Raw genomic sequence first — 23,448 nt, 5'->3', positions numbered from 1 at the left:
CTTATACTCTTTTATTTTTTAGTATTAACTCTTCAACTTTCTGCCAAAAATAAAAAGTTTCATCACAAACAAATAAGATTGACTCCCTATTTAAATACTTCTGAACCGAAAAAACACCCAATGAACTCAAGTTAAACATCACATCCAAATTCAATTTTGAATCTGAATCAACACACCCCTGACTAAAAACTGGTTTACAAATTATTTTATTCAGGACATACAACTCACTTTCACTAAAACCACATGCAAAATTAAACTTAGACTCAATAGCCGCCTTAAATTCATCTTTCAAATCATTAAATTCTAAATAAAAATCCCTTTGCCAACTCATAGCCTCCAACCAATAATGGTGACAATGGTATTTATAACTACCAATATCGCAACTAGACAAGAATTCTTTATAAGAATTTTGTTCACCACCCAATCTAAAAGTCGAAAAATGCACATTAGCCAAAAAGTCAATATCGCTACGAAAAGCCAAAACATCGTAAATAAGTCGCGAAGTTCTACCGTTACCATCTATGAATGGATGTATCCTCAATAATGTCGCGTAGCTATTAATTGCCTTTTCAGCAATGGGAATAGAAGGGTCATTGATATAATGAAGTAAATCTTTAAGGTGAGCATTAAGCTTTTCAGGCGGAGGTGTAATATACTCAGCAAGCTCATAAGATGTTCCAATCCAACTTTGAGCATTTCTAATGTAACCTCCCCTTTTATTTTCCGAAGTCAAAGCTTTATTGGATTTTGATAGATCTAATAAGGTTATTTTTTCTTTTCCACTCAGATTACATCTGTAAATATCAAATGTCTCAATCTGAGATTTGAGTAAATAAGCATCTAAATCAACATTTAACCCATGACAGTAGGTTAGAGCTAATTTTTTTCGTGATACTCCCCTAGCTCTCTCTAAACAAACATTGCCAGCTATGTAACGTCGCAGTAAAAACCTCAAGCATTTGTCGCTTTCCTTCGTAATATCCAATTCCATTTGGCGCTTCTCAAAAAACATCAGAACAAAGATGGTAACCATTCACACCATAATGTCAACAAAAAAAGAAAATTAAATCAATCGTAAAAAACCTCATCTAAGAGCAAGCAACATAGAAAATATAAACTAAGGTCAAAAAAAGCACCTGAAACTCCAAAAGCAAGTTTAGACTATTTGTTGTTTGTGCTATGCGTGAGCGGATACATTAATTTCCCAATAAAAAATACGATTAACCCAATCGACTAAATCAAATGTTGCTATTGGCAACCCTCTGCTACTTTTTAATAACCCATTATGCTTTTGACATAGCACTACAGGACAGACACTATGCATATATCCCACTACGTTAAGCTCACGGCGATCGCCAGTATCGTCTCATTGAGCCTTTCACAATCAGCAATCGCAGATGATCATAAAAAAGTTAGCAAACCCAGCGGTGCTATTGGCATGGGCAAAGTCGCCCCTCACCAAGCGAAAACCAATTTGTTCTGGTGGCCGAATACATTGGACTTATCTTCTCTTCGCGACCATGACAAACGCTCGAACCCATTAGGAGAAGACTTTAACTATGCCAAAGCCTTCGCCAAGTTGGATATGGCAGCGTTAAAAGAAGACATCAATCACGTTCTTACTGATTCTCAAGACTGGTGGCCCGCAGATTGGGGCAACTACGGCCCGTTTTTTATTCGTATGACATGGCACGCAGCAGGCACGTATCGTACCCACGATGGCCGTGGAGGCGCTGGCGGCGGTCAGCAGCGGTTCGATCCTCTTAACAGTTGGCCCGATAATGCCAGCTTAGACAAAGCACGCAGACTGCTATGGCCTGTTAAGCAAAAGTACGGTGAGCATATCTCTTGGGGGGATTTGATCGTGCTTGCCGGTAACGTTGCACTTGAGAATATGGGATTCGAAACTTACGGTTTCGCCGCAGGCCGCGATGACGACTGGGAACCAGATTTAGTGTATTGGGGCCCCGAAGTTGAAATGCTTGCCAGCGATCGTCGCAATGAAAAAGGTGAGCTGCAAAGACCGTTGGCTGCGGTGCATCAGGGCTTGATTTATGTTAATCCTGAAGGCCCAGGTGGCGTGCCCGATCCGCTCGCATCGGCAAAAAACATTCGTGAGTCTTTTGGCCGCATGGCAATGAACGATGAAGAAACCTTTGCCCTCATTGCTGGTGGACACACCTTCGGCAAAGCCCATGGCGCTAAAAAACCTGATGACTGCGTTGGTCCGGAGCCAGGCGCAGCGCCTATTGAAGAACAAGGGTTTGGGTGGAAAAATTCCTGTGGTAAAGGCCACTCTGAAGACACCATTACCAGTGGACTAGAAGGATCATGGACACAATCACCGACACGATGGACATCGTTGTATTTGTCTAACCTTCTTAACAATGAATGGGAGCAAACCCGCTCGCCTGCTGGGGCGATTCAGTGGATCCCAAAAGATGGGGCAATGAAGAACTCGACACCTGACGCCCATGTTGAAGGCAAGTTCACCACGCCTATCATGTTCACAACCGATTTAGCACTGAAGATGGATCCTGAGTATCGAAAAATTGCTGAGCGTTTTCTCGCCGACCCACGTGAATACCAACAAGCCTTCGCCAAAGCGTGGTACAAGCTTACTCACCGTGATATGGGGCCAAAGTCGAATTATCTTGGCGATGCATATCCCAAAGAAGATTTTCTTTGGCAAGATCCGGTTCCAGCAGCAGAATTTAAGCCCATTAAAGATAAAGACGTGAAAGCACTGAAAAAAGACATTCTAGCTTCAGGTTTAAGTGTGCAGGAACTCGTTCGTGTAGCGTGGGGAGCTGCAGCGTCGTACCGTGACGCCGATATGCGTGGTGGCGCAAACGGTGCCAGAATCGCCCTAGCGCCGCAAAAAGACTGGGCAGTGAATAATCCTCAAGAAGTCACTAAAGTCATTAACGCACTAAAAGATATTCAAGCGCGCTTTAACAAAAAAGCCTCTGGCGGAAAAGGGGTTTCCCTTGCCGATCTTATCGTGCTGGGTGGCGCAGCAGCCATTGAAAAAGCCGCGAAAGATGCTGGGTTTGATGTCACCGTGCCATTCAAACCCGGTCGTACCGACGCGACACAAGCGCAAACTGATGAGCACTCATTCTCATTCTTAGAAGTAAAAGCCGACGGTTTCCGTAACTACTATACCAACGACTTTTACTTACCCCCAACCGAAGCTCTTGTTAACCACGCTGATCAGCTAGCGTTAACTGTGCCTGAAATGACCGTTCTCATTGGTGGAATGCGTGCATTAGGTGCTAACGCAGACGGCAGTAAACACGGTGTATTAACAAATAGTCCTGGTACATTGACCAACGATTTCTTTGTTAACCTGCTTGATATGGCAACCATGTGGCGTAAAACCGATGACGGTTACTTGTATGAAGGCGTTGACCGAAAAACCGGTAAGGTAATGTACACCGCGACCCCCGTTGATTTGATTTTCGGATCCAGCTCAGAGCTACGTGCGGTGGCAGAAGTGTACGCATTCGACAACGCAAAGCAGCGTTTTGTTGATGATTTCGTCAAAGCATGGAGCAAGGTCATGCAAAACGACCGCTTTGATTTGAAATAAAAAACATCGTTATGTAACGATAAATAGACAAAGGCGGAATCTCTTTCCGCCTTTTCTTTAACTGCACATTCAGGTTAATATTATTACCCAAAACAGAAAAGGAAGTCTTTAGTATGTTCGATGGTTTTCTCATATCTTCCACAAATACTACGCTAACCATGCGCGCCATCAAACGCGCACTCGCGGCATTGTTTCACACCTTGATCGTATTCATGTGCGCACTCAGTTATAGCGCTACAACACAAGCGCAATCTGCCACAATGAGCGACGATGAATTGCGTAAGCGGGCGACTTCGTCGGTTGGTACCATTCCTAGCAGCATGCCAGACAGCAAAGCAGATACCCCCGCGCTTATCACGCTAGGCGAAAGCCTGTATTTTGAAACGGCACTATCGGTCAACCGCACGCAATCTTGCAATTCCTGCCATAACATTCTGGATGGCGGGCAAGGTGTTGATAACTTGAAAACCTCACCGGGTGCACTGGGCGAAAATGGTCGTAGAAACGCCCCCACAACGTGGAATGCCGGGTTTCAATTTGCGCAAAACTGGGATGCGGGTGCCTCGTCATTGTCAGATCAAGCTGGTCGTCCAATTTTGGATAAAAAAGAAATGGCAATGCCCTCCGAAGCAGAGGCCGTGGCAAGACTCCAACCAGATTATCAAGAGGCATTTAAACGTGCATTTCCTGATGCAGCAGAGCCGTTAACATTCGAGAATATTACCAAAGCGCTTGCCGCTTTTCAGCGTACGCTAATCACGCAAGACCGTTTTGATCGTTTTCTCAATGGCGATAACAACGCACTGACCGCGCTTGAGAAAAAAGGCTTTGTTCAGCTTCAAAAAAATGGCTGCTTAAGTTGCCACAGCGGGCCTTTGATGGGCGGGCAGTTCGTCATGAAGTTAGGTGTGGTTGTGCCGTATCCTAACACCGAAGATAAAGGCTTCGCCGAAGTCACAGGCCGTAAAGATCATAACTTTCTGTTTAAAGTTCCCATGCTTCGAAACGTAGCCAATACCGCGCCTTACTTTCATGATGGAGACGGCAAAACCCTTGAAGAAGCGGTTTTCCTAACAGGCTGGCACCAGTTTGGTAAAAAACTCAGCGACGAAGAAGTTGAGAGCATCAGTGCATTTTTACGCAGCTTGAATAATGAAAAGCGTTTTACGCCTTCTGACAAGAACAATCTTAACGAATCATAGCACCTTAAAGCAGGTAGAGGCTGTTTATCGAAAAGCCATTGTCTAAGTCGCTTTGACCTCTAAAATGTGCGCCATTTCAATCACCTATTCCAGAGCAGTATTATGTCAACATCGCTTTTTTTCAGAATGGGGGCTGTAAGCGTATTATCTCTTTTTCAGCTTTTTTCATTCTCTGTCGCGTCTGCTTCTACAGAACCGTCCCATCAGGAAGACACTCACCACCATGACCATGATGAGGGTGAACATGTAGAACGAATTGTGATTCAAGCAACACGAACAGGCCGAATTGCGGATGAAGAACCAACCAGAGTGGAACTCATCAACCGAGAAGAAATTGAAGAGAAAGCCGCCATGCGACCGGGTAATATTTCTATGCTCGTTGCCGAAACAGGTGGCGTTCGTATGCAAACCACCTCCCCGGCTTTAGGAAGTGCGAATATTAGGCTGCAAGGTCTTTATGGTCGTTACACACAATTGCTGGCAGACGGGTTACCCCTGTATGGTAATCAAGCGGCATCTATCGGCTTGTTGCAGATTCCTCCTACCGATCTCGGTCACGTTGAAATTGTCAAAGGCTCGGCGTCTTCATTGTACGGAGGCTCCGCGCTGGGCGGGCTCATCAATTTGGTCTCACGCCGTCCGGGGTCAGAGTTTGAAGCAGAAACATTATTGAATACGACAACCCGAAACGGTCAAGACATCACAGCCTATTTAGCCGCGCCAATAAATGATCAACTTAGTACGTCCATCACGGCAGGTGCGCACAGGCAACAAGCGCAAGACATCGACGGCGATAATTGGATTGATTTAGCGGGATACGACAGACTAACTGTCAGACCTCGTGCATTTTGGGAAGGAGAAAAAGACGAATCTTTATATGCCACCATCGGGTTCATGACTGAAAATCGAGAAGGAGGCACGCTACGTGAGCAAACACTTGCCAGTGGTGAAACCGTTTATCAAGCCCAAGATTCACAGCGGGTCGATGCCGGTATAAAATTCGACACACCGCTATCGGAACGTCTTACGCTTAATGTTAAAGCGTCTGCCATGGTTCAAGACCATGACCATGAATTCGGTGAAATCATGGAAATCGACCAGCATGAGAGCTATTTGGTAGAAAGCAGCATCACCGGGTATTCAGACAACTCAGATTGGATTGTCGGGTTGGCATTTCAATCAGATCAATTTAGCTCAGATACCTTTCCGGTATTCGATTTTTCTTACCACGTCCCCGGCCTGTTCTCTCAGCTAGACTATGAATGGAACGACCAAATGACTACCTCTTTGAGTGCTCGTGTTGACGATCACAGTGAGTATGGAGCACAGTTTAGTCCTCGTATTTCACTGCTTTATCGTCCAGGTGATCTAACGGTTAGAGGCTCATACGGCAAAGGTTTCTTCGCACCAACGCCGTTTGTAGAAGAGATTGAAGCGACAGGCTTATCACGACTTGAACCACTTGATGGCATTCATGAAGAAAGAGCCGAAACCGCGTCTGTCGATGTGACCTATCTGATAGGCAATATTGAAACAAGCTTAACGCTATTTGCATCCAACGTGGATAATGTCACTGAAATCATCTCTAGTGATAACCTGACTCCCAATGATCTACCACGCGTACAACTTATTAATGCCGAAGGCGAAAGCCAGATTCGCGGAACGGAGTTGTTACTTCGTTACTATTGGAAAGACATAAAACTTACCGGAAGCTATTTGTATTTGGATGCTACAAAAGCCGCTGCTGACCATTCAGGTAGACAAACCATTGCACTAACACCTCGCCACTCCGCAGGTTTTGTGGCTATGTGGGAGCAACACGGCAACTTTCGGGTCGGGTTCGAAGCTTACTACACTGGCACGCAACGCGTAGACGACAACCCATATATCACTGAAAGCTCACCATATTGGCATTTAGGATTGCTAGGCGAAATAACACATGGACGTGCAAGTTGGTTTATCAACTTAGAGAATTTACTGAACGTAAGGCAAACCGATGAACATCCTTTGCTTCTTCCACAACAATCTCAAAGTGGCCAGTGGACGACAGACATTTGGTCTCGTAACGATGGTTTTATTGTTAACGCTGGCGTACGTATAAAGTTTGGAGATTAAGGTAAGCAGAATGCTTACACCAAACGGCAATTGTGCCCACAAAATAACGTGGGCACAGGCTTAGTCGGTGAATGCGCTTTACTTACGTAAACGCTTGCTGGCCAACAACCCACATGCACCTAGCAACATAAGCACGAATACCGATGGCTCTGGGATTTGGCGAAATGAAATGGAAACAGCCTGACCAGAGATGTAAATCTCTGAATCAAAGTTCGAGTTATCTAAATCACGGGAATAACTAAAATCGATATCTTCGATTGGTCTCAAATGCCAGTTTACAGGCAAGCTTGTATATTGGCCGCCATTGTGCAGAAAGCCGACACTTAAAGATTCGTAAAATATTGGGCCAGCCGCATCAAACCAAGAACTATCGATATCAATAATCTCTCGAGACGTTTGGTCGACTGTATCGATATCAGCGTCGAGGTTATTTAACCAACTTGCGCTGGTAAACGCTGGCATATCAAAAAAGATGTTGTCATCTTTATACGTCGTCACGTAGCCATTGTCTGAAATTTGCGGTGTGCTTGGGCGGTAACTAAAGGTAGCATGCACGATGTCGCCGACGCTAACACTTTTATTCCAATAGTCATTGCTATTATCAGCAACATAATTAACTTCGAACGCGATATCCCATACTAATAATGCAGCATGAACAGACTGGCTGCTTACAAATGCGAAAGCGAAGAAAAGCATGTTACGAACAATACGAAGGGCTCTCATTAATTACTCCTAAATGAGGCTAATTCTATAAACGCAGCTTTCAAGCAAATACGATGCCAGTATAAATTATGTTTATAGTCAATCAGTTAGCCAACAATGTACAACACTTTCTGCAACTGTGTAAATATATTCGACAGGTAAGAAAAGGCGTTAACGCGCAGTATTAACGGGTATGCTCAAAAAACTCCATTTCAAATCGAAGCAGTGTCAATTTGGCTTGTATCAATTCGGATTCGTCATCGTAAAAGTAGCGAAGCTCTTGTTTTAAACGTGATGTATCATTCATCGCCGCGCTCAATGATTGCAGAACAGTTAACCTAACCAGCTCACTGTCGCTGTACTTTGATTGAGCGATGTAGTCTATGGCACGATTCACACGTTGAGGATCGTCCTCTAACGCTTCAATTGTATTAGCAAGTGTATGAATAGCGTAACTATGGCTCATTTCATCACGCTGGCTTGCTACATCAAGCACTTCTTTAAAAAATTGCGGAGAAACGATTTCTGGATGTTCCTCCAAATACCGCTCGATATCATCAAATTGCGCCAACACATCCCCTTGCGCATTATACAATTGACTCACCAATTTCTGCTCGATGAGAAGCGCGATTTCATCATTTTGGTATGCCGTCAATTCTGGATACTGCGATGGATCAAGACCGATATAGTCAGCCAAGGCTAACAATGATTGGTTTAACTCCTGACTATGCTTTGCCGCACTTTCATCATGAAGGTTTTGTGGGTGATCGTGACTTTTATTTGTAGGTAATAGCACTTCAACAGACGTGCCTTCGCGATCAATGTGTAGGTGAGCAGTGTCTAGCCGCTCGCTGTTAGGTGTCTTTTCTACCCTGTGAAAATCCTGTTTTGTGGTCAGCACGTTCTCTGGTTGAATAAATGGCTCATCTACATCAGAGTCAGATAACCATAAATAACCAGCCATAAGTGCCATGGCACACACAAAGCCAGATATAAAATAGCGTGCTCGGGGAAAAACCGATTCCATATTACTTATTCGTTTAATAGAAATAAGGATAGATAAAACACAATTTCACCGTGTTTGTGTATAGAGGGAATCGTCGAACAAGTTATGTTTACAAACTCTTCCCTCTACGCATTAATTAATGAATATCGAAGCGAACGCCCTGACAGCCATTATTATTATATGCCGTACCGGCACTTTTGATAGACCAGAAAACTTCACCGCGCGTAGAATTTGCATTCGTGGGTGTGAATTTTCTTGTGCAAGTTCGGGTTTTCTTATTGTTCCAAACTGGCTTACCTTGTTTAAGCTTTACAAAGGTATAATCCAATTCCATTTTATACTCTTCGCCAATATTGGCGCTCAGGTCAGGATAGAAGCCATGACCATACCCAGCAGTTAGGTTTTGTTTTCTTCTTTCGTTGAATACAACCGTGTTATCGCTAAGTCTCGTGATTTTTAGCTTTACTGCCGCAACAGTGTAACCACCACGGTTACAGTAAAAGATCATTGACTGATTGCCGCGAGTGGTATTCGCCCAGTTATGTGGCGCAACTTCACGCCAAATTTCACAGTCTTGTTTTTTTCCTGAAAAGTAACCACCGTCTGTCGCTGCCGAGCTAGTCTGAAGACCCGCGCCTAGAAGCAAAACAGCAGAAATACCTTGAACTAATGCTTTTATTTTTTGCATTTTTCTCACTACTCTATGTCCATAAGTTAATATGTGCGTTCAATAACCTGTTGCAAAACGGGTTATTGAACGAACGAGTATACGCGAAAAGATGAACTTAGTGGTCTAAACAGGATATATTTGTGGTTTTCGCAACTTTTAGCCACTAATCGCGGCCAAATTTAGAGCGCGTAATAGGTTTAACCCACTGCCACAAACGAACATACATCATACATCATACATTGCTTATGCTCATGGTCTGCCAATCATCATGAAGTTCAGCCCCTTGCTTTTGATAAAATGCTTTCGCCATATGATTGCTTTTTAGCACTTCCCATTTCATTTTTTTGCCTCCGTTGTCTTTACAAAGCTTACGTGCATGGGTCATCAACGCTTGACCAAGACCAGAACCTCGACTTGCTTTGCTAATAAACAATTCTTTTATCACCATCCAAGGTGACAGATCATAAGTAAACGGTTGGTAAAAATAGACTAATATCCCCTCTATCGTCCCATTTACATCGCCCACTAAGATGCCAAATTGTCTCTGTTCAATATATCTGTGATGTAAATCCTCCAGTGTGACCGCGAAGTTATCAGCGTAGCCTTCAAATTCTGCAAGTTGCTTCATCAATTCCAGCACGCGCTCACAATCTTGTCTGTCTGCCGCTCTTATCCTAACGTTATTCATCTTTCACCAACTCGAACCCTTCGTCTAACCAACCCGTTACGCCGCCAATCATTTTTTTGACTGGTCGACCTAACCGTGCAAGTTTTATCGCGGCTTTTTCCGTTGCATTGCAGTGTGGACCAGCACAATACACCACGAACAATGTATCAGCGGAATAGCCCGCAAGACTGGCTTCCGATATCTGTGAGTGTGGCAACATAGTCGCATCTTTGATGTAACCTTCTTTTGCGATATCGAGACTGCGTACGTCTAGCAATACGAAATCAAATAGTCCGTTATTCATCGCATAATGCACATCCCAACAATCTGTCTCGAAAGACAGCTGACGCTGAAAATGCAAAAGCGCATCTTCTGACTTTGCAGCTTTGGGTCTTGCTACCATTGAATACATGTTTGCTCCTCCTTTTTGTCAGCATTGTGATTATGTCGTGCTTACCCACTAGACAGTGACTGTCTAAAAAGACAATATTAGATTACTTTTAGACATTATAATGTTGACGATGCGCGCCACGATATTACTGCCTGAACAGCTGTCTCTTTTTGAAATCGCCTGTGCGATTGAGTTGTTTGCCCTACCCCGTCCTGAGTTTTCGAGTTGGTACACTACACGTGTCGTGTCTTATGAAAACGCGCCAATCAACGGACTCTGCAACACTCAGTTTGTCTGTGAGCACATTAACCGCTTACCTGAATGTGAACTATTAGTGATTCCCTGTTACCCAGTGGAAAATACCGCTGTAAACGAGGTGATGGCAGAAGATATTTTGCAACATGTACAAAAAGGAGGGCGCGTCATTAGCTTCTGTTCGGGCACGTTTTTACTGGCGGAATTAGGCTTACTTGAAGGCAGAATCGCGACAACCCATTGGCAGTACGCAGCGACCTTTCAATCTCGCTATCCACATATACCATTCAAAGATGATATTCTTTATGTGTACGATGGAACCCTAGGCTGCTCTGCTGGCAGTGCCGCCGGAATTGATTTAGGCATAGAGGTCATTCGCCAAGACTTTGGTTACGCCGTGGCGAATTCAGTAGCCCGACGTTTAGTGCTTCCTGCACACCGTAATGGAGGCCAATCACAATTTGTGTCGCCTGCTACTCCCAATACGCTCTCATCCTTATCTTCTGCACTAGAATGGGCAGTGACCCATTTAGCCGACCATCCCACGGTTGAAGACATGGCACAAAAGGCGCACATGACCCGACGTACTTTCGACAGACACTTCATCAAGCAGTTTAATATGACCCCATTGAACTGGCTTCAAGACAGAAAAATAGAAACGGCACAACGCTTACTTGAAACCTCCGACTTTAATTTAGATCGCATAGCCGAGTTATCGGGATACAAAAGTGCGATCACACTGCGACACAATTTTAAGCAGCGCCTCACGATTTCACCAATAGAATACCGAGAACAGTTCAAACAGGCGTAAAACCTATAAACCCTATAAATAACAATATGTTGGCTTGTTAAAACGTCTAAAATTTATCTAATTTTACATGAAATTAGATTTTTCATAGGACGTATCGCTGCTCGATTTTTTACCTTGAATGACGCTGAAATAATTCAAGCTTATTACGCTCGCGCCTTGTCGCCGCGTGAAACATTAGGATATCAATCGAGTGAAAATTAAAACCCAAACCCATGTTGCTGCAATATTTTTATGCAGTGTAATCTCCACTGCCTATGCAAACCCTAATTACATTGAGCCTCCAATGGTACTTATTCCTAAAGGAACATTTCTGATGGGAAGTGAGCATGGTAGAGCAAATGAACGCCCAGTCCATCAAGTTGACATCGCTCCTTTTATGATGGGCAAGTACGAAGTCACACTGAAAGAATATGGGAAATTTGTAAAAGCAACAAAACATACGCCGAAGAATGAAAGCGCAAATAAATGTATGCGTTTTAATAAAAAGAACAGTGAAGGTATCGGCCCCCCAATAACATTAGAAGAAGGGAATTGGGATACACCTGAATATGCCCCAAGTGCATTTCACCCAGTATTATGTGTAAGCACTGACGACGCCAAAGCTTACGCTGTGTGGCTTTCGGCACAAACAGGTAAACGTTACCGTCTTCCCACTGAGGCTGAATGGGAATACGCAGCCCGAGCAAACTCCACAACCACCTACTTTTACGGCGATAGTAAAACGCAACTTTGCGAATATGGAAACGTCTACGATCAGCGCGGAAAAGCTTACATTGAACGCCACTTCAACCAAGCTGGTACCTATGCTCCGTGTGATGATGGCTCCGAATTCACAGCCGTAGTGGGAACTTATAAAGCCAATGCATTTGGACTGTATGACACCATAGGAAACGTGAGCGAGCTCACCGCCGATTGTGAGCACCACACCTATGATGGTGCACCACAAAATGGTACTGCGTGGATTACAGATTGCGACCTTTTCCGCGAACAAAATATCATGCAGATTCATCGCGGCGGTTCATATGGACTGTGGTCTCCTCCCTCTCGGATAACATCAGCTTCACGCCATCACGTAGGCACTGATTTGCGCACGAGCTTAGGGAATGGCTTCCGTCTTGCACTTGATTTCGATCACGCGACAGCTTTACATACAATAGATACAGAATTCGAAAAAGACTTAAAAGCCGCACAAGCCGCCGCATTGACAGCTCGGCAGCGTTTACCCAAGTTTCCAAGTCCGCCAACGAACGCTTTTTTAATCGAAGATAAAGAAACGGATGCCATTCAACTCCGATGGCAGACTAACGAAAGCCAAATTGGCACGACTTTCAATATTTACCGAAGCCACACGATCGGCGGTGAAATGGAAAAAATCGCATCGAATATCATAAAGCATACATACACCGATCATTCTCCCAAGAATAGAAGGCATAAATATCAAATCGCGGCAGTGGTTAACCAACAAGAAAGTTTACTAAGCCAATCCGTTTATTCTAGTGATGTGATAAAAACAATCCCTGCAACAATACAGGCAGAAGATTTCAACAATATGCACAATGCAAGCATTGGCGAAGTTACCCATAAAGAAACGAACCAACCGAGCCTCACCTTAACGGGTTCAAACGGAATCATGAAGTACAGTTGGACTGAATATAAAATTCAAGTGCCAAAGGGTGGTCGCTTTCAGCTCCATTATAACATCGCGAGTGCCAGCGGAAGTAAAGGGTTTAATCTGATCATGAATAGCCTTGAAAAAGGTACGTTCTCCATCCCCAACACTGGAGGGTGGCGCAAGTGGAAAACAGTCGTATCTGACGCCATTCAGTTACACCAAGGCGAACACACCATTCGAATACTCGCTATCGACAATCAGTGGAAGCTAGATTGGTTTGCATTTGAAAAAGTGGATAGCGAATTGGCTGTGAAGTAGTAACTAGGAGCGTAGGTCATTATACACATTGCGCCCCGTTAGATGGATTGGTCAGCATATGATCTGGCACTGTTAATAACAGAGCGAGATCACGCCTGATAGACTCTCATTTACCTTGAGTTCAACTGGTAAATACAACTGCGAAAGCAGGGAAGTCCAGTATGAGCTAATCTATTTTAAGTATGTGGAAATAGTTCACAAAAAATAGTGTCGTGCCAATATATAGTCTGAGACACGGTTTAGGAAATGCGAGCGTCCCTTCACTTTTTGACTCTGAAAGACTCTGTGCGAATAGACAGCATCTGGTTATTCGCACAGAGTCAAGAAATAGGAAAAGTTTCTCCATATTAAATTAACGGTATGACCGCCTCCAAACTAACCTTAGTAATGGGATTATGTTTGGGAGAATAGAATAACAAAGCTAGTAGAAACTCTGGGTATTGATATCGCTAAAAACGTGTTTCAGGTTTGTTAGATGCCAAAAAGGAGTTTGAGTCATGGAAGAAGTATTTGCATTTGCTGATGAGAGCGGCACATCCAAAGGATGCCCTTGCTACACAATAGGCATAATTGCAATTCCCAAAAGCTACTTCGTAGAATTTAATCAGAAAATTTCTGATATATATGACAGAAGTGGTCTGCAAGGGGAGATAAAATGGGAAAAAGTTAGAAAAAGTGCAGGCCAAATTAATCTATGTATCGATACATTGAGATTTGTCTTAACAAGCCCCGTGTCATTTCATGCCATTGCGGTATCCAAACAACCTTACCGAAAGTGGCATAGCAATGAAGAAGCGGCTTTTTACACAACTTATGACTATCTTATCCGCGAAAGCAGCCGTTCTAAAAACGCAAAAATTACTGTATTTGCAGATCAGAAATCTAACTCCTATGCGAAGTAACATGAAGTTATGCAAATCATAACAAACCATATGTTAGCGAAACTTCCAACATCTTCAAAAGTACACCATGTTGCGATGGAAGATTCCAGGTATCATTGGGGCTTACAAGCAGTAGATATTTTAACTGGTGCCGTTAACAGCAGTTACCAATTGTACTTTCAACCTTCAGCTCAAATGCAGCCCGCGAAGAAAATTGCTATCAAAAAAATGGCAAGGCTTTTAGGCTGGGACTCATTAGCGTACGATACAATGCCAAACAAGGATTTTAATATTTGGCACTTTCCTTTTGAGACACGAGCCATTCCTGCTACAAAACAAGTTGTGCCTAATTTGTCGGTAGCTAATGTAAGTCGCGAAGATTTTGACCGGTATATGACACTTAACAAACAACTATAGTTGTTCGCTGGCGCTCGCTGGGACAATAACACGTAGGCTCAGTCGCGTTGCTTCCTTTTTTAGCCTACGTATTATTGCCCCTAAGGTGGGCATTCAGATTCTAGGAGGTTTTAGTGACGGAATTCGCAATTCATTATTTAAATGACGCAGGTGAAAACAAGATTGATATTCATTATTTTGGTGGTGATGCTTTTTTTTCACTCATCGATATCCTATCGATTTTAAATCACAAGTCTCCTATAGATTCTTCATTTGTAAAAAGTATTGTGAAAAATTTAGACAAGGATGAATACTACCAATTCGAGGAGAGTGTCTACGTTAACCAGCCTGGTCTGCTAAGGATCTTTTCTCTTGACGAAAGTTCTGATTCAAAAAAATTAAGACGTTGGTTGTACCATGAGGTCATACCTTCTTTAATTAAGTATGGAACTTATCCCTCAGAAATAAAATTTTCTAATACTGTATTGATTGATACTAACAGGGGACCAATCTCGTTAAGAGAACTAAATCGCTTCTTAACTACACTAAACGCTTTATATACACTCGCGGTCACTGAGCTTGGCTGTTCCACAACCTCTATAATTGTAAATCAGCAAGAGCTTAAACAAGCGAATGAACTAGCAAAAAAAATGCGAAAGATTCTATCGAAAACATCTGAAAATCAATTAGCCGCATATTCACTTATTCAATTGCCCTATGAGCAAGAGCTTACTTTTACGAATATACGTAGGCGCAATCCATTGGATATCGTCTTCTCTGGGGTTTCTATAGCATTAGTTGTTGCTCTTATAATATCTGGAGGGAAGTTTGAATTAGGTTTAACAAAACTTAAAATCGAGCTACCTCCACTTGGGGAAGGGATCGCAAAAATTAAAAAAGGGTTATCAAAAGAAACCCCCAAGAAGTAAACACTTAACAAACAACTATTGTCACTCACTGCGTTCGCTGGGACACATAGTTAGGCGTAATGAAACGAGAAATAATGAAAGCTCCAAGTAAAAGTAAAACCACGGAATTAAGAGAACTCTTAAAAGATGCACGTTGGGGCATCTGGCTTTTTGTTGGACTAAATCTGCTCGTTTTAATCTTCTTTTTGCTCGATGGCATTTACAACGAATTTGTATTTGTATTGCTTTTTATTCAAGTACTACTTCTAGTAGTGTGGTTCTTACCTGTATTTTGCTTTCAAGTGTTTTACAAAAAGTTAAGAGTCAAATTTGCTATATACAAAGCCCTAGCCTCGTACAAAGAAGCAGTGAATCATTTTTCGTGGTAACGATACATAACAAGCGCCTCAACTCTGACAATGTAAAATTGTCATGGTTTTGGCAAACAACGGAAAAAGCAATGCCAACACATTGCGTGTTAGGCGGGCGTTACGTACTTGTCAGTAATTGAGAGAAAATCTATTTTTAATACAACCTTATTCACGTCTTTAGTTTTCTTGTTATCAAGCACTTTCGGTACGTATTGGGTATTGCTACAAATTGACACTGGTGTCGAAGGAATAGGGCGCAGAGATTCGGCTCCCGAGTATTACTTGGTTGCGGGGTTAGTTGTAGTAGCTGGTTCTACTTTTTACCTCATTAGAGAAGTGCTTTTTTCAGTTATTTCTCCACAGTCCTTTTGGCGTAAGGATATCTGGGTCATATTACTTGGCCCAGTACTAAGTGATTAAGTTAATATCATCTGATATTTTGGGCACGTACATAACAAACAGATTATGGCATGCGTCAAGGCGCACTGGGACGCATACACGCGGGGCCGCTTTGCTATTATGCCCTGCGCGTTATCAGCCCTTATTCAAAAGTTATAGGTATTAAATATGGAAGTTGGATTAATAGACTTATTTGGAATTCTAATGATTTACTTTGGGTTAAAAGTGATCATTGTAGGAAAAGTTGATGTAGAAGCAGGGGTAACGAATGGCGCTGAATATAATGCTAAGTTTATTAAAAGTTCCAAATCTAGTTTAACTGGTAATCATGCTAAAGCCGTCGGCATTGGGTTCTGTTTTATTGGCATATTAATGATATGGTTAATACCTAATAAAAATATTCTCTTTTCAATACCATATCTATAACAAAAGCATTAAGACTTTCGCTGTCGCTCACTGGAACAACTACTCGCTGGCTGCTTCGCGATTATACCGCTACGTCGCTTCCCCTTATGCTGAAAGGCAAATGCCCGCTCTTTGTCGATGCCCGTCAGATGTTGTTGAGCTTTAAACACAAAGTATCCGATCAGATATGGTGCTACTACAGATCATTAAAGTGTTGGTAATCTCTATTAAAAATACGCAATTTATCCAAACGCTTTCTTACTTGTTTTAGCCAACTTGCGAATGCATGTTTACGAATATAGTGTGCATATCGTTGCCCGTCGATGTCCTCCGCACTGTCAGCACTAACCTCAACACGCAATAGCGCAGCATAGAGTGATGTGGCTAATTCTCCATTCTGCACGGCCATTTGATAAGCACTGTCAGCATGCTGTTTTGCTAGCGCAATATTTCCCCAATCAAAGTAAATGGAGGCCATCGTCAACCGCTCTTTGGCGCTCAGTATTTTTTCATTCTCAAATAGCGCGATTGCATCTGCAAAGCGTTCTTTACCATTTAATATGCGAGCTAAGTGAAACTGTGCCCGCTCTTTACTCCAACTGTCTTGATTTGGAAGGTACACAGACAACACATCTCGATAATGCCCCATAGCTCGGTCATCGTCCCCCGCCTTTTCTGCAAATAAACCTTGCTGAAAGTACACTTGCGCAAGCCACGTTTTATCTAGCCCATGAGCGTCAATAGTGCGTTTCGCTTGCGATAAGTAGTCATTACGCGCTTCTATTTCGTTCAGCTTATTGGCATAAGAGGCAAGCGTAATGGTTAGGTCTAGCGCTGAGGTAAAATTGCCCGCGTTGTTTTCTCGCTGAATCGCTAACTTCATTTCACTTTCTAATAACGGAAAGTTCTTCTCAGCCAGGGCGCGCTTCCCCTGCAATAGGGATAATTGACGTAAGCTGATTTGATCCAAGTGTGTGATTGCAATCTGTTCTGCCAGCGCAATCTGATTATCATTCCACTTAGTTAAAACCAACTCCCCATCATAAAGGAGAGCGTTGATCTGCTGAATCAAAACGAGGCTTTTGCTGTGATACTCCAGAAAGGGGTGTATTTTCATAAGCTGCTGAAGTTTATGAAGGTGTACCAATGCCTCCTCATACTCCCCTATCTCTTTTAAATTATTGATTAGCTGAAATAAAACAATGGCGTCATCAGGGTTCTGGCTGTACAGCACGCGTAAACGGGCATTAAGCAAGTTAAGGCTGTTTTCACTCACTTCCAATACGTTGGACTTTACAACGCTCTCTACATGCTCAGTTAAACGCGCCAAAACATGTTCAACTGAAGCACCACTAAGGTATCCCTGCCAGCGGTTGTTTTCTCTTCGTAGTGAGAAAGAAAGGCCAATATGATCATCGTGCTGTTGTGTTTCGACAAGCATAAGCACATCGGCATTTCGCTTTGTTAACAGGGGCTTAATAGAATCGTGCTCTACTTCGTAAGCGTCAATCTTAACGTTACTCTCGGGGATAAAGCGGATATTGGTTGAGGGCGTTGATGCGGAAAAATGCTCTATAACGTCATCATTTTCTGATATTACAGCAACAGTCGCTGCCCTTGTTTGTTGTGATGAGAACGAGGATGGCTGATATAAATAAAAAAGGCAGACGACGAAAGTTAATAGGATACCAACAAAGACAGCCCTTAGACCAACATGGCTGCTTGGTGCTAGCACCACAGGAGCTTTAAGCAGGGGCGCTTCCTCTAGCTGAATGGTCCATTGATAGCCTTTTTTAGGGTGAGTACGAATAGCATCCCCACCAAAAATACTCCGCAAATGGCTAATATTTTGGAAAATTGACTGTTCAGCAACGGCTTTTCCCGCCCACACCGAGTCTAGGATTTCTTGTTTACTAAACACCTTCTCCGGGTCACTAATCAATAACGCCAGAAGCTTGGCTTCATTCAACCGTAAGCCTACAACCTCTCCATGTTTGAACAGCACAAGTTGATCTTGTTTGAAGTGGAATCCCTGAAAGTAAAAATCCATCGCGTCCTTTACACCCTACATCAGCCAGCCGTTGATTCTACTTGCCTATGTTAAAAATTCAAATCTCCCAAGGATTCCCAAAAATCTCACTTATCTAAACGCAAGCGACGTAAACCAGCAACACGATATGCCAATTTACACAATCGGAGACACAAAGCCATCAGGCTTCATTACCAACACAGCACACTCCAACTGCAATAATGTTGTTTCGGCAGTGTTTCCGATTAAAAGTCCAGCGATACCGCTGCGTCCTACACTCCCCATAATCACCAGATCTGCCTGTAGTGCTTTTACCTTTTTGGCAATATCTCGATTGGGAGAGCCTTGAATAAGGTGAATGTGATGTTTTATATCGGCGAAGCGAATGCCATTCTGTGCTTCGACCTCTTCGATCAGATCCTGCATAGCAGCCTGACGAGTAAGTTTTTCATCTTTCAATACCTCCTCTTCAAGCTTTTTCGGGTTCTCTACCCAAAGACTGGCAAAATCAGCGGAAGAAGCGTTGTATACATTCAGTAAGTGCAAGGTTGCACGCTCTCTCTGAGCGATGTTAAACGCTTGGTGTAATAGCTGTTGATTGAGCCGTTCACTTTCCTCACTTTCTTCAATATGCTCAAAATCCAACGCAACAACGATATGTTTAATGGGTTTGTTGTCTGGTTCTTTTGTGAGCCACACTGGCATCGGACTTTTTCGAAGTAAGTGCATATCTTCACTATCAAACAAAAAATCTGTCCACTCTGGGTTTTTAGCAGCCTTAATAATTAAGGTACTTTGTTGCTGCAAACCAAAACGGATGGCTTCGATATACATGTGTCCAAAGCGAGTTTCACACTGAACGAGCGTGTCGGGTGCTATTTTTTCAACAGCCTCAAAAAGGTGTTTTTTAGCACGCTCAGTTAATTCAGATTCAATAACCGTAGCGTCAGGCAAGCTTAACTTAAGGTGAGGAGGAAAGCGTAACGTTGGATAGACACATAAACAGGTCAACGTACCATATCCTTGTTGATGCAAATGCACAGCACGTGCTAGCGCATCTGAGTGGCAGCTCTCGTCGCCAGCAAAAACATACAGAATATTTTGACTACGCATGATACACCTCGCTATATGAAGCTCTACCTAGAATAAACGAAACACCATTCACCGATACATTTTTTACTCCTCGCGCTAATTCCATTGTAAAGCGAAGGATATTGATTACTATAAAGTTAATGGCGTTTAGTTAACACTAGCACGTATCGGAGTTTCGTATGGATTATTCCGCATTCACTGACATGTTGAGAGCCAATGCTTTCTATGAGTTAACGACTCTACTGGGCATCACCGCACTGTTTGCGTTTGTTGGCCAGTTGTTGCGCCAACCAGTTATCGTTAGCTTTATTGCAGTGGGCGTGGTGGTAGGCCCTTCCGTACTTGATATCGTCCACTCCGACGACAGTATCGCGTTACTCTCGCAGCTTGGTATTGCCATTTTACTTTTTCTCGTAGGCTTAAAGCTCGATCTCTCTCTTATTCGCTCTCTAGGTAAAGTCGCTGTCGCAACAGGGTTAGGTCAAGTTATCTTCACTTCGGTCATTGGGCTTGGGATTTGCTTGTTATTAGACTTTGACTTTCTAACATCGGTGTATGTCGGCGTTGCACTCACCTTTTCAAGTACTATCATCATCGTCAAAATGTTATCTGACAAACGCGAAGTTGATGCATTGCACGGCCGTATCGCCATTGGCTTTTTGATTGTTCAAGACATCGTCGTGGTCATCGCCATGGTCGTTTTATCTGCTATGGGCATCGGCGAATCGGCAGAGCAAGGCCTGTGGCAACGTCTAGGCGAGATACTGTTAAGCGCGATGTTAATGCTTGTGGTGACCCTCTTGTTTGTACGTTTTTGGGCAAACAATCTGATACGTCGAGTGGCGAGATCGTCAGAACAACTCCTGATCTTCGCCGTGGCGCTCGCCGCAATATTCGCCTCAATTGGCCATGTGCTCGGTTTCAGCAAAGAACTTGGCGGGCTGCTTGCCGGGGTTGCTCTTGCCTCAACGCCATATAGAGAAGCCATTATTACGCGGCTGGCATCGCTTCGGGATTTTTTGCTGCTCTTTTTCTTCATCTCACTGGGCAGTCAACTCGACTTAAGTATTTTGGGTGAGCAAATGCTTCCTGCCGTCATCTTGTCATTGTTTGTCTTAATTGGTAACCCGCTCATCGTAATGATAATAATGGGTCTAATGGGCTATCGCAGCCGAACGGGATTTTTAGCAGGTTTGACCGTTGCACAAATCAGTGAGTTTTCACTTATTTTCATCGCGATGGGGATTAGCATCGGACATTTACAAAACGAAGCATTGGGGCTGGTTACACTGGTGGGCCTAGTGACCATTGCCTTGTCGGTTTACATGATTAGCCATAGTCATCGTCTGTATGAGCGCTTATCGCCGTGGTTTAAAATATTTGAACTTTCTAGCCGCAATCGAGAAATCGAGCAACCCTCGCTCCAAAAAGGCCATACCGCAGAAATCTTAGTATGTGGTGCGGGCCACTATGGCACGCAAGTGTTAGAACATCTTATCGCCCAGAACAGGCATGTAGGCGTGATCGATTTTAACCCTGAAATTTATCATCATTGGCTGGCCCAAGACATTCCAAGCTTTTTTGGTGACATCAGCGATGTAGAGTTTTTGTCTCACTTACCTCTGCGCGATGCAAAATGGTTTATTGCCACACTTCCTCGCGACGCCCTCGGTTCTCGCTTTGAAGATCCTCGTCGACAAATGATAGAGAACCTCCGCAATTATGGATTTACAGGCCGTATAGCAATTGCGATTAATAATGAAAAGGATGCTGAGAAGCTCCGTGAATTAGGGGTAGACGTTATTCTCACTCCATACCGAGATGCCGCTGTGCAAGCTGCGAGAATAATACATTAAAGTCTATACTAACGCGCTCTTCTTCAAGAGCTCGTTTTTTCCTACACAACGGAATGAAAATAACTTTTCCCTCTGACTCGTGAGAAGTACACGTTTTTATATCGGCCAGCACTTAAAGCGCTGCTTGAAAGATAAAATTCCGATATACTTTGCCGAAACTGATGCCCCACCTAAGGGTTCCTCTAAGCCGTGAAACTGAATTCGTGACTATGACTACTGAAACTCCGAAGCGATTAAACAAATACTTAAGCGATACTGGCGTTTGCTCTCGTAGAGAGGCTGACAAATTAATTGAGCAAAAACGCGTAACGATTAACGGCAAGCAGCCTGAACTAGGCACAAAAGTCACGGCAGGCGATGTGGTCAAGCTAGATGGTAAAATCGTAGGAGGGGTAGCAAAAGATAAATCTGATCGTATCTATATTGCTTATCACAAACCAATCGGCATTACCTGTACAACAGAGCGACATGTAAAAGGGAATATCATTGATGCCGTAGGCCACAAAGAGCGTATTTTCCCAATTGGACGACTCGACAAACCCTCTGAGGGTCTTATATTACTCACTAGCGATGGCGATATTGTTAACAAAGTACTACGCGCAGAAAATGCACACGATAAAGAGTACATTGTTACGGTGAATCAGCCAATCAGCGAGCGTTTTTTAACGAAAATGGCAAAGGGTGTGCCCATTCTAGGCACGGTAACCAAACCCTGCCGAGTCAGTGCTCGTGGACGCTTTCAATTCAGCATTATTCTCACGCAGGGGCTTAATCGCCAAATTCGTCGAATGTGTGAATTTTTAGGCTATGAAGTCACCAAATTGAAGCGTACCCGCATCATGCATATTCAACTCGACAATCTCAAACCTGGACAATGGCGTAACCTGACCAAGCAAGAGCTAAAACAGCTAAACGATGCCGTAAAACACTCTAAAAAAACAGCGTAAGCATAGATAAGCTGTCTGCTTGCGTAAATAACGACGATTCGCTAAACAGACAGCTGATACGCACAAATAGCCACTGAATTCGATAAGTTAAGTGAGTCGATATCGCCGCTTCCAGCAATTGTGAACGCATCGGCATTAAATGCAGCCAAGCTCTCTAACGGTACACCACGCGCTTCATTGCCAAAAAGGTAGCAATCATATTGTGTAAATTCTGGCGTGCGAATACTCGCACCATGCAGATCCAAATAAGCAAACTTACTGAAGCGCTGTGGCAACGCCTCAATTTGGCAATCTACCTCAATAGGAAGATGAAAAATAGCGCCCATGCTGGCACGCACCACTTTAGAATTAAATGGATCAACACTGTTAGGACTTAGCAGCAAACGAAATCCGCCAAACCAAGCAAGGTTACGCATAATCGTACCTAAATTCCCCGGATCCTGCACTTCGTGAAGAAAGATACATCGGGCATTGTCGGTTGCTTGATTACCACTTTGATCAGGCTCAGGTAGCGGCACACAAGCGACCACACCTTGCGGGGTTTTGGTATCGCTCAGCTTCGCCATTTGTTTATCACTTACGATCTCTAACGCAAAGTCAGCAGTAATATAATCACGTGCCCACTGTTGTCGAGGCTCGGTGATATACAAAGTGATACGCCGCGCATCTGCAGATTGTGCTAACGCTTTTTGCAGCTCCATGATGAGATGCTCACCTTCAACCAGATAATGGCCAAATTCCGCACGATACTTCTTTTGATGCAGTTTTTTCACATCGTCTAGTTTCATTTTCATAAGCCTGTTTAGGGGGGAAGAGTTTT

At 43.4% G+C, this 23,448-nt stretch carries 20 protein-coding genes; 11 read left to right on the top strand and 9 right to left on the bottom strand.

Features of this window, described 5'->3' with window-relative positions:
• Position 1: 1 nt before the first annotated feature.
• Positions 2–991 carry a Fic family protein gene (locus OE749_RS07320; protein WP_263711773.1) on the bottom strand — a complete coding sequence of 330 codons (990 nt, stop codon included), beginning with the start codon at positions 989–991 and terminating at the stop codon, positions 2–4.
• Positions 992–1,318: 327 nt separating this feature from the next.
• Between OE749_RS07320 and katG the strand changes: the two genes are divergently transcribed.
• From katG to OE749_RS07305, 3 genes are all read left to right on the top strand, one after another.
• Positions 1,319–3,595, top strand: a complete 2,277-nt coding sequence (gene katG / locus OE749_RS07315; RefSeq protein WP_263711771.1) for a catalase/peroxidase HPI — start codon at positions 1,319–1,321, stop codon at positions 3,593–3,595.
• 113 nt (positions 3,596–3,708) lie between these two features.
• Positions 3,709–4,797, top strand: a complete 1,089-nt coding sequence (locus tag OE749_RS07310) for a cytochrome-c peroxidase (protein WP_263711769.1) — start codon at positions 3,709–3,711, stop codon at positions 4,795–4,797.
• 102 nt (positions 4,798–4,899) lie between these two features.
• A complete protein-coding gene (locus OE749_RS07305; RefSeq protein WP_263711768.1) occupies positions 4,900–6,912 on the top strand; it encodes a TonB-dependent receptor plug domain-containing protein in 2,013 nt (670 codons plus the stop codon).
• Between the two features lie 78 nt (positions 6,913–6,990).
• Here the strand turns inward: OE749_RS07305 and OE749_RS07300 are convergent, their stop codons facing one another.
• From OE749_RS07300 to OE749_RS07280, 5 genes are all read right to left on the bottom strand, one after another.
• A complete protein-coding gene (locus OE749_RS07300) occupies positions 6,991–7,635 on the bottom strand; it encodes a PEP-CTERM sorting domain-containing protein (protein ID WP_263711766.1) in 645 nt (214 codons plus the stop codon).
• Between the two features lie 163 nt (positions 7,636–7,798).
• Complete coding sequence (locus tag OE749_RS07295) at positions 7,799–8,641, bottom strand: hypothetical protein (protein WP_263711764.1); 843 nt, start codon at positions 8,639–8,641, stop codon at positions 7,799–7,801.
• A 115-nt stretch (positions 8,642–8,756) separates the two neighbouring features.
• On the bottom strand, positions 8,757–9,308 hold the full coding sequence (locus OE749_RS07290; RefSeq protein ID WP_263711762.1) for a hypothetical protein: 552 nt from the start codon (positions 9,306–9,308) through the stop codon (positions 8,757–8,759).
• A 214-nt stretch (positions 9,309–9,522) separates the two neighbouring features.
• Positions 9,523–9,978: a GNAT family N-acetyltransferase gene (locus OE749_RS07285; RefSeq protein ID WP_263711761.1), complete on the bottom strand. Its 456-nt coding sequence runs from the start codon at positions 9,976–9,978 to the stop codon at positions 9,523–9,525.
• The gene (locus OE749_RS07280) at positions 9,971–10,369 is read right to left on the bottom strand and encodes a rhodanese-like domain-containing protein (protein ID WP_263711760.1); all 399 of its coding nucleotides are present in this window, start codon (positions 10,367–10,369) and stop codon (positions 9,971–9,973) included. The genes OE749_RS07285 and OE749_RS07280 overlap by 8 nt, the downstream gene beginning before the upstream one ends.
• Before the next feature lie 100 nt (positions 10,370–10,469).
• Here OE749_RS07280 and OE749_RS07275 point away from each other — a divergent pair, with 100 nt between their 5' ends.
• From OE749_RS07275 to OE749_RS07250, 6 genes are all read left to right on the top strand, one after another.
• Entirely contained in the window at positions 10,470–11,414 is a 945-nt protein-coding gene (locus tag OE749_RS07275) for a helix-turn-helix domain-containing protein (RefSeq protein WP_263711759.1), read from the top strand.
• Positions 11,415–11,604: 190 nt separating this feature from the next.
• Positions 11,605–13,344, top strand: coding sequence for an SUMF1/EgtB/PvdO family nonheme iron enzyme (locus tag OE749_RS07270; RefSeq protein WP_263711758.1), 1,740 nt, complete (start codon positions 11,605–11,607; stop codon positions 13,342–13,344).
• Positions 13,345–13,841: 497 nt separating this feature from the next.
• Positions 13,842–14,246, top strand: coding sequence for a DUF3800 domain-containing protein (locus tag OE749_RS07265; RefSeq protein WP_263711757.1), 405 nt, complete (start codon positions 13,842–13,844; stop codon positions 14,244–14,246).
• Between the two features lie 9 nt (positions 14,247–14,255).
• Positions 14,256–14,642 (top strand): hypothetical protein, encoded by a 387-nt coding sequence (locus tag OE749_RS07260; protein WP_263711756.1) that lies wholly within the window; start codon positions 14,256–14,258, stop codon positions 14,640–14,642.
• Between the two features lie 113 nt (positions 14,643–14,755).
• Positions 14,756–15,550, top strand: coding sequence for a BRO-N domain-containing protein (locus OE749_RS07255; protein WP_263711755.1), 795 nt, complete (start codon positions 14,756–14,758; stop codon positions 15,548–15,550).
• 917 nt (positions 15,551–16,467) lie between these two features.
• The gene (locus OE749_RS07250; RefSeq protein ID WP_263711754.1) at positions 16,468–16,725 is read left to right on the top strand and encodes a hypothetical protein; all 258 of its coding nucleotides are present in this window, start codon (positions 16,468–16,470) and stop codon (positions 16,723–16,725) included.
• 175 nt (positions 16,726–16,900) lie between these two features.
• Here the strand turns inward: OE749_RS07250 and OE749_RS07245 are convergent, their stop codons facing one another.
• Both OE749_RS07245 and OE749_RS07240 read right to left on the bottom strand, forming a co-directional pair.
• Positions 16,901–18,754, bottom strand: coding sequence for a winged helix-turn-helix domain-containing protein (locus OE749_RS07245; RefSeq protein WP_263711753.1), 1,854 nt, complete (start codon positions 18,752–18,754; stop codon positions 16,901–16,903).
• A 135-nt stretch (positions 18,755–18,889) separates the two neighbouring features.
• On the bottom strand, positions 18,890–19,846 hold the full coding sequence (locus OE749_RS07240) for a universal stress protein (RefSeq protein WP_263711752.1): 957 nt from the start codon (positions 19,844–19,846) through the stop codon (positions 18,890–18,892).
• 158 nt (positions 19,847–20,004) lie between these two features.
• Between OE749_RS07240 and OE749_RS07235 the strand changes: the two genes are divergently transcribed.
• Both OE749_RS07235 and rluF read left to right on the top strand, forming a co-directional pair.
• The gene (locus OE749_RS07235) at positions 20,005–21,681 is read left to right on the top strand and encodes a cation:proton antiporter (protein WP_263711751.1); all 1,677 of its coding nucleotides are present in this window, start codon (positions 20,005–20,007) and stop codon (positions 21,679–21,681) included.
• A gap of 209 nt (positions 21,682–21,890) precedes the next feature.
• Entirely contained in the window at positions 21,891–22,628 is a 738-nt protein-coding gene (rluF, locus tag OE749_RS07230; protein ID WP_263711749.1) for a 23S rRNA pseudouridine(2604) synthase RluF, read from the top strand.
• A gap of 41 nt (positions 22,629–22,669) precedes the next feature.
• Here rluF and OE749_RS07225 read toward each other — a convergent pair whose 3' ends face one another.
• A complete protein-coding gene (locus OE749_RS07225) occupies positions 22,670–23,416 on the bottom strand; it encodes a TrmH family RNA methyltransferase (protein ID WP_263711748.1) in 747 nt (248 codons plus the stop codon).
• Positions 23,417–23,448 lie beyond the last annotated feature (32 nt).

The organism is Fluctibacter corallii, from assembly GCF_025751585.1.
In the GTDB taxonomy this organism is placed as follows: Bacteria; Pseudomonadota; Gammaproteobacteria; order Enterobacterales; family Alteromonadaceae; genus Fluctibacter_A; species Fluctibacter_A corallii.
This window is presented reverse-complemented; position numbering and strand designations above follow the sequence as displayed.

Excerpts from the sequence above, each read along its gene's own strand:
- OE749_RS07320 (WP_263711773.1), bottom strand. The coding sequence starts at position 991 with ATGGAATTGGATATTACGAAGGAAAGCGACAAATGCTTGAGGTTTTTA.
- katG (WP_263711771.1), top strand. The coding sequence starts at position 1,319 with ATGCATATATCCCACTACGTTAAGCTCACGGCGATCGCCAGTATCGTC.
- OE749_RS07310 (WP_263711769.1), top strand. The coding sequence starts at position 3,709 with ATGTTCGATGGTTTTCTCATATCTTCCACAAATACTACGCTAACCATG.
- OE749_RS07305 (WP_263711768.1), top strand. The coding sequence starts at position 4,900 with ATGTCAACATCGCTTTTTTTCAGAATGGGGGCTGTAAGCGTATTATCT.
- OE749_RS07300 (WP_263711766.1), bottom strand. The coding sequence starts at position 7,635 with ATGAGAGCCCTTCGTATTGTTCGTAACATGCTTTTCTTCGCTTTCGCA.
- OE749_RS07295 (WP_263711764.1), bottom strand. The coding sequence starts at position 8,641 with ATGGAATCGGTTTTTCCCCGAGCACGCTATTTTATATCTGGCTTTGTG.
- OE749_RS07290 (WP_263711762.1), bottom strand. The coding sequence starts at position 9,308 with ATGCAAAAAATAAAAGCATTAGTTCAAGGTATTTCTGCTGTTTTGCTT.
- OE749_RS07285 (WP_263711761.1), bottom strand. The coding sequence starts at position 9,978 with ATGAATAACGTTAGGATAAGAGCGGCAGACAGACAAGATTGTGAGCGC.
- OE749_RS07280 (WP_263711760.1), bottom strand. The coding sequence starts at position 10,369 with ATGTATTCAATGGTAGCAAGACCCAAAGCTGCAAAGTCAGAAGATGCG.
- OE749_RS07275 (WP_263711759.1), top strand. The coding sequence starts at position 10,470 with ATGTTGACGATGCGCGCCACGATATTACTGCCTGAACAGCTGTCTCTT.
- OE749_RS07265 (WP_263711757.1), top strand. The coding sequence starts at position 13,842 with ATGGAAGAAGTATTTGCATTTGCTGATGAGAGCGGCACATCCAAAGGA.
- OE749_RS07260 (WP_263711756.1), top strand. The coding sequence starts at position 14,256 with ATGCAAATCATAACAAACCATATGTTAGCGAAACTTCCAACATCTTCA.
- OE749_RS07250 (WP_263711754.1), top strand. The coding sequence starts at position 16,468 with ATGGAAGTTGGATTAATAGACTTATTTGGAATTCTAATGATTTACTTT.
- OE749_RS07245 (WP_263711753.1), bottom strand. The coding sequence starts at position 18,754 with ATGGATTTTTACTTTCAGGGATTCCACTTCAAACAAGATCAACTTGTG.
- OE749_RS07240 (WP_263711752.1), bottom strand. The coding sequence starts at position 19,846 with ATGCGTAGTCAAAATATTCTGTATGTTTTTGCTGGCGACGAGAGCTGC.
- OE749_RS07235 (WP_263711751.1), top strand. The coding sequence starts at position 20,005 with ATGGATTATTCCGCATTCACTGACATGTTGAGAGCCAATGCTTTCTAT.
- rluF (WP_263711749.1), top strand. The coding sequence starts at position 21,891 with ATGACTACTGAAACTCCGAAGCGATTAAACAAATACTTAAGCGATACT.
- OE749_RS07225 (WP_263711748.1), bottom strand. The coding sequence starts at position 23,416 with ATGAAACTAGACGATGTGAAAAAACTGCATCAAAAGAAGTATCGTGCG.